This window comes from Pseudoalteromonas sp. PS5, assembly GCF_004103255.1.
Lineage (GTDB): Bacteria > Pseudomonadota > Gammaproteobacteria > Enterobacterales > Alteromonadaceae > Pseudoalteromonas > Pseudoalteromonas peptidolytica.
Genome location: NZ_RCSQ01000007.1, coordinates 68,355 through 79,769, shown reverse-complemented (window position 1 = coordinate 79,769; position 11,415 = coordinate 68,355). Strand labels below are relative to the sequence as shown.

At 42.5% G+C, this 11,415-nt stretch carries 5 protein-coding genes; 4 read left to right on the top strand and 1 reads right to left on the bottom strand.

Translation table 11 applies throughout. From position 1 onward, the window contains the following. Positions 1–1,125 precede the first annotated feature (1,125 nt). The 4 genes from D9603_RS01225 to D9603_RS01210 are packed head-to-tail and all read left to right on the top strand — an operon-like array spanning position 1,126 to position 5,736. Entirely contained in the window at positions 1,126–2,130 is a 1,005-nt protein-coding gene (locus D9603_RS01225; RefSeq protein WP_125251644.1) for a Fe(3+) ABC transporter substrate-binding protein, read from the top strand. After that, positions 2,130–3,761, top strand: a complete 1,632-nt coding sequence (locus tag D9603_RS01220; RefSeq protein ID WP_128729747.1) for an iron ABC transporter permease — start codon at positions 2,130–2,132, stop codon at positions 3,759–3,761. The genes D9603_RS01225 and D9603_RS01220 overlap by 1 nt, the downstream gene beginning before the upstream one ends. Beyond that, on the top strand, positions 3,761–4,792 hold the full coding sequence (locus tag D9603_RS01215) for an ABC transporter ATP-binding protein (protein WP_128729746.1): 1,032 nt from the start codon (positions 3,761–3,763) through the stop codon (positions 4,790–4,792). The genes D9603_RS01220 and D9603_RS01215 overlap by 1 nt, the downstream gene beginning before the upstream one ends. 29 nt (positions 4,793–4,821) lie before the next feature. Then, positions 4,822–5,736 (top strand): Dyp-type peroxidase, encoded by a 915-nt coding sequence (locus tag D9603_RS01210; protein WP_128729745.1) that lies wholly within the window; start codon positions 4,822–4,824, stop codon positions 5,734–5,736. Positions 5,737–5,881: 145 nt separating this feature from the next. Here D9603_RS01210 and D9603_RS01205 read toward each other — a convergent pair whose 3' ends face one another. Beyond that, positions 5,882–11,377, bottom strand: a complete 5,496-nt coding sequence (locus D9603_RS01205; protein WP_128729744.1) for a DNA repair ATPase — start codon at positions 11,375–11,377, stop codon at positions 5,882–5,884. Between the last annotated feature and the right edge of the window lie 38 nt (positions 11,378–11,415).

The window sequence follows — 11,415 nt, the reverse complement described above, 5'->3', positions numbered from 1 at the left end:
TTATCGACAAGATTTTCTTGCCTCAAAATAGACCACTTAATTAAGAAAATAGGTATTATTGCTAACTATTGATGTTATTTCGAATGATAGGCTGTAAATGGATACTTCATTTTGTGCAAATAATGCAATTGGTATAACGACGCTTTTGATTTACATAGCCTCAATAGCGGGTGAGTTTAGAGAGGGAGTAAAACAAGAAGAGCGCGACCCATTGCTGAGCCGCGCTTACGGAATCTTCTAACTGCATCCTGCAAAGTTGAGTAGTTCAACGTCCTGAATCTTTCCTCTTCCATGGTATCGCTTAGTGTTCTCATTTTGCGAATAAAGGCATCTAGCCCTGTGTCCTTGTTCCTTTTAAACGTCCGCTGTTTTATCCTTCGCCGTCCAATTGCTAAGAACATCCATTTGTTCTCATTGTCCCTTGTTGCTACTTTCCAAAGCAGCAGTGCCAATAATCGCTTTATCTACTTAGGCACTTAGTAGCTTGAAGCTAGTATATCAAGCTAAGTGTTGCGTTTATAACTGCAACGATTGGTATCTCCTAAACCACTAGTTACGGGTACATCCTTTGTACCTTCCTTTTTCATCCTTAACCAACTGCGTATCCAACACAGTAACGTTAACCTTTAACGTCTAGCTTCTCCCCTGAAGCGCTCCTCAGGTTCATCATGAACCTTATATTCCATTCCCATTTCTGTGCTTACTCCCTGTAAACACTATCCTTGCTCTACTTACCCTCTCATCCTTTAAGTGGGTGCGCCTCCTTTTGCATTTCCTACCCTGAGCGTATCCTGATGTCCCTTTATTTCTCTTCCTGAGATGTTGTTAATTATAAGCAAGCCAAAAAAAATCGCTGTAGTTAAAAGTAGACCTTTTACAAGAGGGATAAATATAAAAATTTATAACTTTATAAATTTCAATGGAGTAGCTTTATTTTGGGGGTTATTTCAGCGTCTATTTACTCAATTTCTGGTAGTTAAGTAAGAAATATCTCACAGTTGATTTTCCGCTTTTCTACAATGGATCACCAAGCCCTGATACAAGATTAAATATTCAGGGTGTAAAACGATATAATTACAGGTAGAATTATTTGATAATAATTATTGTTTACTAAATGGAGTCTTTATGAAAAAAGCACTGGTTACTTTACTGGCTGCGCTCACTTGCTTACCAGCAGTGGCGACAGAAGAGGTTAATATTTATTCGTTTAGACAACCTTTTCTAATCCAACCAATTTTGGATGATTTTACAAAGCAAACTGGTATTAAAACTAATGTGGTTTTTGCAAAAAAAGGCTTGATAGAGCGAGTTAAGCGTGAAGGTAGACACAGTCGTGCTGACCTTGTACTTACATCAAACTTCAGCGCGCTAATCCAGTTAGAGGATGAGAACCTGACGCAAACAATTAGTAGCGACACGGTTGCAAAAAATATTCCGGCAAACTTTAGAGACCCTGAAGGGCAGTGGGTAGCATTAACTAAACGGGTACGTAATGTTTATTCATCTAAAGCTCGCACTGGCAAGTTAGATGCACTTACTTATGAGGCATTAGCAGACGAGCAGTATCGCGGCAAAATTTGTACACGCTCAGGTAAGCACCCTTATAACCTTGGTTTAGTTGCCTCTATGATTGCACATCACGGTGAAGCAAAAACTAAAGCATGGCTAGAAGGGGTTAAGGAAAATTTAGCGCGCAAGCCTCAAGGTAACGATCGTGCGCAAGTGAAAGCGGTAAAAGAAGGGCTATGTGATTTAGCCATCGGAAACAGCTACTACTTCGGTAAAATGATGGAAGACGAAAAGCAAAAAGCGTGGGCTGATGCCGTTTATATCAACTTCCCAAATCAGAAAGATCGTGGTTCGCATATTAATGTTTCTGGTGTTGTCTTAACCAAGCATGCTAAAAATACTGAAAATGCCTTGAAACTCATTGAGTTTATGACCGACAATAAGGCGCAGAATATGTATGCGTCGATGAATATGGAATATCCAGTGAAACCTGGCGTCGAGTTATCTAAACTAGTGGCATCATGGGGCGAATTTAAGGAAGATAGCCTACCATTGTCAGAGATCAGTAAATACCGTCCATTAGCGCTTAAGTTAATTGATGAGGTAAAATTTGACCTTTAATGCAGTTATCATTGTCACTGTCTAAATGGCAGACGTTTGCGTGGCTGATAGGGCTTAGCTTATCAGTCCCGCTTTTATTTTTGATCGTTGAGTCGTTTCAACCAGACTCTGAAGTATTTGCTCACCTTTGGGATACTGTCCTATGGGATTACGTCAGCAATACCATTTGGCTTATTGTTGGTGTTTGTCTTGTCTGCGCGTTAATAGCTTTACCTCTAGGTTGGTTAACCGCGTATTGTGAATTTCCTGGGCGGCGTTTTTTTGAGTGGTCGTTGATGTTACCGCTGGCGATGCCAACTTACCTTATTGCATACGTCTATACGGATCTGCTTGATTACGCAGGGCCTGTACAAATTGCGCTAAGAAGATGGTTTGGGTGGCAATCACCTGATGACTATTGGTTTTTCGATATTCGCACTTTGCCCGGTGCCATCGTGATGATAGCTTTGGTACTATATCCATATTTGTTTTTGATCTTCAGGACCGCACTGAGAGAGCAATCTTTCAAGCTTGTGCAAGCTAGTCAGCTTATGGGTAAATCACCTTCTCAAAGCTTTTTTAAGGTAAGTTTACCCTTATCTCGTGGTGCCATTGTTGCTGGTTTAGCGTTGATCTCAATGGAAAGTATGGCAGACTTCGCTACCGTTCACTATTTTGCTGTAAGCACGCTAACTACCGCGGTATACGATACTTGGCTTGGGTATTATTCTCTTACTGCTGCCGCAAAAATATCTGGCATTATGCTGTTGTTTTTATTTCTGGCGTTAACATTAGAGCGGTTGAGCCGGCCAACACAAGTAGTACATGAGCGCCAATCAAGTGTAAACAGCACCACGCTATATCACCTCAAAGGCACGCAGGCATGGTTGGCCAGCGGGTTTTGTTGGCTGATTCTTGCCGTAGCATTCATTGTACCAACATGGGTACTGGTCGATTATGCTATTAATTACTTTGAGCAAGCATGGAACGACAGTTTTTTCTTGTACGCGTGGCAAAGTCTAAAAATTGCATTTTGGGTGAGTGTAGTCTTGATTATCATGAGTATGTTGGTGGTATTTAACCAGCGTGTCAGTCATGGTAAGCGTGTTGCTGTGCCGGGTAAATTAGCGAGTACTGGCTACGCACTTCCAGGAACTGTGTTGGCAATCGCAGTGTTGATCCCGCTAACCTTACTAGATGATAAGCTAAACACATGGTTTGAAGGCTCTCAATTTGAGCCTGGGTTATTGTTTAGTGGAACTATCTTTGCCTTAGTTTTTGCATATGTAGTGAGGTTTTATGCGATAGCTCAAGGAGCGGTAGAGTCAAGTTATCAACGGATCAGCCCAAGTCTAGATATGGCAAGCTTTTCTTTAGGACGCAATCGACTCAGCACGATGTTATCGATTCATTTGCCTTTATTACGTCGTGGTATTTTAACCGCTGCACTGCTGGTGTTTATTGAATGTATGAAAGAGCTACCCGCAGCGTTGTTATTGCGACCCTTTAATTATGAGACATTAGCCACTCATGTTTTTCAATATGTCAGTGATGAGCAGCTAGAATTAGCCTCAGTGTCGGCGTTATTTATTGTTTTAGTTGGTTTAATTCCGCTTTATGTCGTAAACCGTTCAATGGAGCAGCGAAGTTAATGCATAGCTTAGTGCTAGAAAATCTTTCTTATCGCTATGACGGCGAAGCCGTAGTGAATAACTTAACTCTAAATGTAGAGCAAAATGAGATCGTATGTTTGCTCGGTGCTAGCGGTTGCGGAAAAACCACGACACTTAAAGTGATTGCTGGCTTGATAGAGCCATTTCAGGGTAGCGTCAGTATTTTGGGTAAAGCCATGAATGGTGCTAGCGGATTTATCCCACCACAAAAGCGTAATATTGGGATGATGTTTCAAGATTACGCGCTATTTCCGCACTTGACTGTGGCACAAAATGTGGCGTTTGGTTTAACTATCAAAGATAAATCGGCGCGTGAAAGCAGAGTCGCTGAAATGCTCAACTTGGTGCAGCTTCAAGGCTATGCAGCACGCTTCCCTCATGAGCTTTCTGGTGGTCAGCAGCAACGAGTTGCGATTGCTCGTGCATTGGCTTACAAGCCTAATTTGCTATTACTTGATGAGCCATTTTCAAATATTGATGCGCAGGTACGTTTTCAATTAATTAATGATATTCGTCGTATCATTAAAGATCAGCAGGTTTCTGCTATTTTTGTGAGCCACTCAAAGGAAGAGGCGTTTGCTTTTGCCGATCGCCTTGCCATTATGGACAAAGGAAAGATTGCCCAAGTTGGTGATCCAAAAACACTATTTCAACGTCCCAAAAGTAAAATGGTTGCTGAATTTTTAGGCCAAGGGATCTACATTCCTGCACAAAGGGTCAATGGTGCTTCCGTCGAAACGAAATTTGGTGCTGTACACTCTTTGGTTGAACTTGGGAATATGGATGCAAAAGGTGATGTGTATCTACGACCGCAGCATATTACTCTAGAAAATTGCGCCCAAGGCAGTGTTAAGATCCTTAATCAACGTTTTATGGGAACAGAGTATATTTATCGCGTGGCCGTAGAGGGCCAAGAGCTTGAGGTATCTCACCCTGCACATGAGCCTCTTGACTTAACTAAACCAATCTCTTTAAAAATTAAGGCACATGCTGTAAATTTCTTTTCTTAATAGTAGATGAATAAAGCAGGGAGTAGAGCATGGCGCTTGCCCAATCTGGTGTGTGTGCTGAAGCTAATTTGCACGGCTTACATTTGTTCTTCAATGTGCTTGAAGGGCAAGATGAAGCGTTACGAGCGGCGCTTGGTAATTGCGGGCGTCTACAAGAAGAATTAGAAGACCGCTTTTCTGAGTCCATGTTGTCGAGTTTTGTGGCTATTGGTGCACAGTATTGGCCGCATATCTATCCCGAATTTATTCCTAAAGAGCTAAAAAGCTTTCCGCACATTATTGATGCTGAGCATACCGTACATACTCAACCTTTCGACTTACTCTATGTGATCCGCTCTGATCGTGAAGATGTTAATCATATCTTTGCCCAAAGTGTATTGCATATGCTCAATGGTTTAGTCGAGATGGTGGCACACGTCCGTGCTTTTCGTTTTCTGGATGGGCGTGATTTTAACGGTTTTATTTACGGCGCCAATAACCCCAGAGGGCGTAACAAGCGTGAAGTGGCTTTGGTGCATAACCCAAATGCAGCTGATCACCTAGGAAGTTATATTCATGTAAAGCGGGTGAAGTTTGACCTAATGCGTTGGCAGAGTTTATCACTTAGTGAACAAGAGCATTTAATGGGTCGTACACGGTTAGACAATGACTTGATAGTCGATTGTGAGCTCCCGAACCACGCAACTTTAACCGAATTAAAAGATGAAAATGGTCATGCGCTAATACTTGAGCAAAGTATGCCATTTGGCGATGTATTTGAACAAGGAAGCTTGTATTTAAGTTGTAGCGCCAAAGGTGATGCGTTTGAGCAGGTGTTAAAAAGTAGGCTGGGAGTAGCAGAGAATTATGATCCGATATTAGATTATTCCAGCGCAGATATGGGGTCTGCTTTTTTTGCACCATCCTTAGAGTTTTTGTCAGTGATGGCAAAAATGCCGGAGTGAGTCGCGAGTTGATCTGAATACTTTTTTGACTGGACGGCCTGCTTATCTGGAGTTAGACAGGAAATAATATTAAGTAACCCTCTAACATCCATTGGTGTGTATTGGCACACAAAGCCCTTCCTTGGGCTTTTTTACGCGCCATTTCTTATAGCATGTATGGATTTTTCGCACCTGAGTCATTACTGACGACGGGTCTTGATTTAATTTCCTCAAGCTTATGTAAAATGTCTTTGAGCTGTTGCTGAACTGGCTCTGTATTTGAGTTTGTTAGGGTATTTGCTAATAATGTCGTGACGGCCTCAAGCGCTTTTGCATTACTGTCATCAAGGTGATTATCGACTTGGATCTGCGGTTGTGCCACCGCCTCTATGCGATCTGACAAGTGTGAAAATAACGTATTTTGCTGCTGACTCTGTTGACCCAATGCGTGTTGTATTTGTGCTTGAGTGTTAAGCAAGTCATTGAGTTTATCCAGATTAGCGAGTAGCTGCTGGCCATTCGCGGTTTGTTGGATAGTATTTTTTAACCCCGTCATTTCCTGAACAACTTGTTGCTGTGAAGCTATCAATTGTGTTAGCGGGGCAACATAAGGCTGCTGTGATAAGGTCTCTCGTAGCTCAGTTAACTGGGTGGAGAACTCTTGTTCGTCAAGCACTTGAGCCAATTGCTGCAGCAGCGCACTGTAATCAAAGCTAAGCTGTTCTTTATCGAGTTTAGCGGCGATTTGGGCAAGGGATTTATTAACAAAGCTTAGTTGTTCAACGGCCAATTGTGCAGGGCTTCCTTCATCACTACTACGGTTTAGGCGCGCGTACTCTGCTTTAATTTCATACCAGCGAGCTGCTGCTTCATCCGTTAATGTGCCGCGCAATTGGGCCAGTTTTAGTAGATTTTCTTCACTGCCTTTGCTCAGTGTTTGTGCCTCACCGCGGTAGTGATCTTGAATTAGGTTTTCAAGCTCACTGTCATTCATGGCAGCAACCACCTTTTCAGCCATTTTATTCATATTACGGTAGCTGCCTTGTAACTTAAATGGCGGCTCTGTGCGGTAGTTATCATCTTGCGCAGCAGAGGCAATATACTGTGCATTTACTTTTAAAATAGTGTCGCGAATGGTGAGTAGCTTTTTCAGTACGCTGACAATTTCATTTACTTGTGCTTGAGAGTAATTAAACTCCAATTCATTAATAGAAAGATCTTCACCTTGAGCAATGCGAACCAGTTTATATAAGTCTTCCATGCCACGATTAGCAAGAGGTGCGAGCACGGCGTTGGAAGTGAGCGTATTTTCAATAAAGCTCATCGCAAATTCTTGTTCACAGCCACTTAGGGTATCACCAAGATTATAAATATCGGCACGGTTGGCTAGCATATCAGGGATTTTAAATGACTCACCAGATTCGGTATAAGGGTTTCCAGCCATTACCACGGCAAACTTCTTGCCTCTGAGATCATAGGTTTTACTGCGACCGTTCCACACACCGTCTATGCGTCTTGAGCCGTCACATAAAGAAATGAACTTTTGTAAAAACTCTGGGTTGGTATGCTGAATATCGTCAAGGTATAGCATCACGTTATTGCCCATCTCAAAGCTTTGATTGATCTTTTCAATTTCTTTTGCAGCAGTGGCGTTGATGGCTTGCGCGGGATCTAAGGATACTTGGTCATGACCAATTGACGGACAGTTTACCTTAACGAAAGTGAGTCCTAGGCGATTCGCTACATATTCTATTAGTGTGGTTTTACCATAGCCCGGTGGTGAAATAAGGAGTAGCATGCCCATTAAATCGGTGCGTTTATTATTACCTGCCGCTCCGATTTGTTTTGCTAAGTTATCGCCAATAATAGGGAAGTAGACTTTGTCAATCAGCTGGTTACGTACAAATGAGCTTAGTGGTCTGGGTTTAAACTCATCCAGCTGCAAGCGCTGCTTTTGTGCCTCAAGCACTTGTGCTTTTAGTTGTTGGTACTGTTTGTAAGCGGGAACATGAATACTAAGATACTCATTGCTTCGGGCAAAAAAGTCGGCGTAATCTAGGTGTAGCACTTGGTTCTCGATCCGTGGGTGTTGACCCATTAAACCTGAGATCTCGGTTTTTATTTCGGCTTCTTTGACTTGGTAGGTGAGGCTAAAGTGCTTAGAGAGCAAAATGCTGTTTGCCGCTTCGAGTAATATCTCTGTGCTTGCATTTTGCTTATTGCCATAGGCGCGCAGCCAGCTGCTTAGTAGGCGACATTTGTCTGCAAGTTTAGTCAAATGCGCCAATGAGTCTTCAAGTTGTTGCCACACCCCTTTGGCTTTTGCCATTGAGATAAACTGCTCGCTTATCTGTTTAGCCGACGCTGCCAGATCAAATTGTCTCGGTTTGTGTTGCCTAGCAAGGGCTTTAATGAGGTAAGCTGCACTTAATTCGCCTGAAAAGCGGCTTAACTCTTCTACATAGCCCGATAAGTTCTGTTGGCAAAATACAGTGATATGTTTACTTAGTGTGTTGCTCAGCTGCAGGCTAAAACCATGATCATCTAACTTCGTTGCCATTAACTCAGCTTGTGTCGCTTGAAACGTCAATTCAGTGAGCTCAGTTTGGCTTAGTTGTGTATAAAATAACTGTGCTGCAACCCGACAACTGGCTGGATAGATGAGTAACCCCAGCTGTTGCTTTTGTTGTAGTAAGTTCTCTAAAATCAGACTGGCATCATGATCGTGAATGCCTTTTTCATAGCCTTCTTGGTATCTTGGCTCGGCAAACTTTTGTACGATGGCAAGCAAACTTCCATTATCAGCAGCAAGCTCAAGTGTAGCTTGAGTAAAATCATTCTCTTCTTGTTCAGCTGCAGCCAAAACTTGTGCTGCTAAGTACTCTCCACGATAGAAATGGCGATTCTCTGATATCAGATTTTGTTGCCAGTAGGCACTTGCATCATTAAGTAATTGGTTGCTTTTTGAATCTGGAATAACATCAAAATACTCAGTACCTGTGAGGTGTAACATGAGCTGTTCGTCACGTGGTAGCAAAGTCAAATCAAGCATTTGTTTGTTAACACTGAATGCGTGTTTTCCTACTTTTACTGTGTTGCCACCATCGGTATAGATATCTTGCTTGTCTCGCAAAGCTCGGATCGCTTGATCTTTACAGGCTTTGAGTTTGGCCTGAATATCATCTGCTTTCACTTCATCACTGAGATCTTTTAGCTCTTGGGTTAAATCGCGAAGCTTGCCAATCATAGGATCAGACGCAAAATAGCTATTAATGTCATCTAAAGTTTTAAAGCTTTGTGTGCGCCTTGTTACCCCTTGTAAAATACGTTCGGCAGCGTTTGCTAAGCTCAGTGCGCGGCGCTGTCTGTCGTCAATGAGCTGCTGTTTATGTGCCTCAAAGCTTTCATAAACGTCATCACGTTTAGCCAAAATCTCCGTTAAAAATTCATCATATTGACTAAACTGGGACTCTAATTCTTCTAGCTGAATAAGCAAGCGAGATAACTGTTCATCACACTGCTCTGGGGTTTTAGCTGCGCTAAGACCACTGGTAATACTTTGACTAAAGAGCTTAAAGCGAGCTGCAAATTCCGCTTTAGCCTCCACGCTGCCGACACTTTTTTTCTGAATTTCTAATGCTGCTTTGGTGCGATTTACTTGGCCATAAATAGTGCTGACATCTTCCAAAATTTTAGTGCGAACACGGCTATCTTCAATGTCGAGATCCAGCATGGTGTGGTTGAGCAAATCAAGCTCAGCGCTCAAAGTTTCTAAGTTCGATAGAAAGCCATTTAGTTCTGTGACACTTTCAGTGTGTGCTCTGGCTTCTTCTAAACCCTCAAGTTGGGCGTAGTAGGGCGCTAATGCACTGTCTTGTTGCAAAAACTCGGCAGTTTTGTGGCTTAGACTTAGGGTGTGTTCATCAATTTGCTGCTGCATTGCAAAGAGCGCTTCAAGGTTGATGTATTTCACCTCTTCAAGGCTAATTACTTTTCCCTTTAAACGCTTAAGTGACTCTAAGCTTTGCACAAACTGTTCTGCTTTTTTAAAGCTGTCTGGGCGTACTTCCCGTAGTACGTCTTGTAAGGACTGTTGTATTTCAGCTTCTGCGCGTTTGGCGTCAGCTTCAATTTGACTTACTTTTTCAAACTCATCAAGTACTTGTTCTGAAGTTTCAAAAATATCATGCAGCTTTGCCGTTACGTCTTTAAAGTCGGGCTCTGCAAGCCAGTGGTAGCGGTCTAAAATACTGCGGGTAAGGGCTATCAAATCTTCATAATGAAATACCGTTGGGCTTTGGTCGTTGATTGCTTTAAAAACGCTGTATAAATCAGAGATCGCCCTCACTAAATCAGGGTTCCCAATCCGGCCAAATAATCCAGTGGCTCGAGGCGCTTTGGCGGCAAACTCACTGCTATAAAAAGGGCTTTGCCAGATCTGAATAGGATGAACACGTTCAGGCTCAGGCTCCGCTTTAAAGGTCAGCGCCAAACCGTCGTCATAAATACCATAGCCATGACAATAAATAGGGTTTTGCAGATTTTTCTCAATAATATTATAAGAGAAGAGTGCATAGCGCCCATCGTTTGGTTCGTAAAAAATATAGAGTACGTCTTCACCATTGGGGGATTTGAGCTGACGATGAAAAATTAACTCATCTAGTTGGTCGTCAAAATAGCGAGTTTGCCCAGATTGTAGGTAATATCCCCCAGGAAAAATAATACCTTGATTCTCTGGTAGCTGCACACAGGCACCACCTAGTGCATCTTGGCGCAGTATCTGCTGGGTACGACAGTTATAAATAAAGTAACGCCACTGTTTTTCACGATAGGGGAGCAACTTGAGCAGTACCATTTCGCCAACTTCGGCAAAGCGTAAATCGCAATCTGTAAGCGATTGGCTGGCGTCATCTACATCTTCTTGGTAAATACCTTCACCACTTTGGGTGTTATTTTCAATTTTAACGGTGAGTTTGCCGCGAGAAACTTCTATAAAGACTTTATCGTTTACATTAATATGTGGATGGCGGCCTTCGACATGGTCGGAGCGGTCGGTTTTTTGCCACTCAAAGTCAAAGTTTTCTACCTCGCCTAAGTCACGCTCTCCGCGGTTATCAATGTAATCTAAGGTCTCGTCTTTGGCGATCTGCCAGCGAAATACACGTACATCAGAGAGTTTTTCACCAATCTGAAATAGCGCAAAGAGCTTGTTTGATTTGACAAAGAGGTGTTGTAGTCGAGTGTCTTTGTAATAGGTGTATAGTTCATCAAAGTCACGTAAAAAACGCGGATCGGTAAGAAACTTAGTTTCTTGGGGGTAAGGCTCTATCTCGTAATGGTCATCTTGCAGGTGTAGTTTTTGTACTGTGAATACGTCACTCACTTGGGTGTTTTGTTTGAGCCCCATAAACACATTGTAGGCGAAGATAAGTTTATCGCCTATGAGCACGATGTCTCGTGGCACGCAGTTATGCTCAGTACGAACTCTTGCTCGACCTTGTACTTTAAGTTCTGTACTACCAAAGGTATCAACACGTTGTTGGTTAAGTTGGTCTATTTGGCTTTTTAGATCGTTACCAAAGTTGCCAAGTCGGCGCTTTATGAGTTGATAAGAATCTTGCTCGAGCGTTCGCTCTGGCGCTTGTTGCGTTGCTTCCGTCATTCTTTGCTTTCCTATGTGCACTGCGCAAATGGGGAAGG

What these genes read in the sequence shown, in the direction of transcription:
- D9603_RS01225 (WP_125251644.1), top strand. Translation starts at nt 1,126, where the DNA reads ATGAAAAAAGCACTGGTTACTTTACTGGCTGCGCTCACTTGCTTACCA.
- D9603_RS01220 (WP_128729747.1), top strand. Translation starts at nt 2,130, where the DNA reads ATGCAGTTATCATTGTCACTGTCTAAATGGCAGACGTTTGCGTGGCTG.
- D9603_RS01215 (WP_128729746.1), top strand. Translation starts at nt 3,761, where the DNA reads ATGCATAGCTTAGTGCTAGAAAATCTTTCTTATCGCTATGACGGCGAA.
- D9603_RS01210 (WP_128729745.1), top strand. Translation starts at nt 4,822, where the DNA reads ATGGCGCTTGCCCAATCTGGTGTGTGTGCTGAAGCTAATTTGCACGGC.
- D9603_RS01205 (WP_128729744.1), bottom strand. Translation starts at nt 11,377, where the DNA reads ATGACGGAAGCAACGCAACAAGCGCCAGAGCGAACGCTCGAGCAAGAT.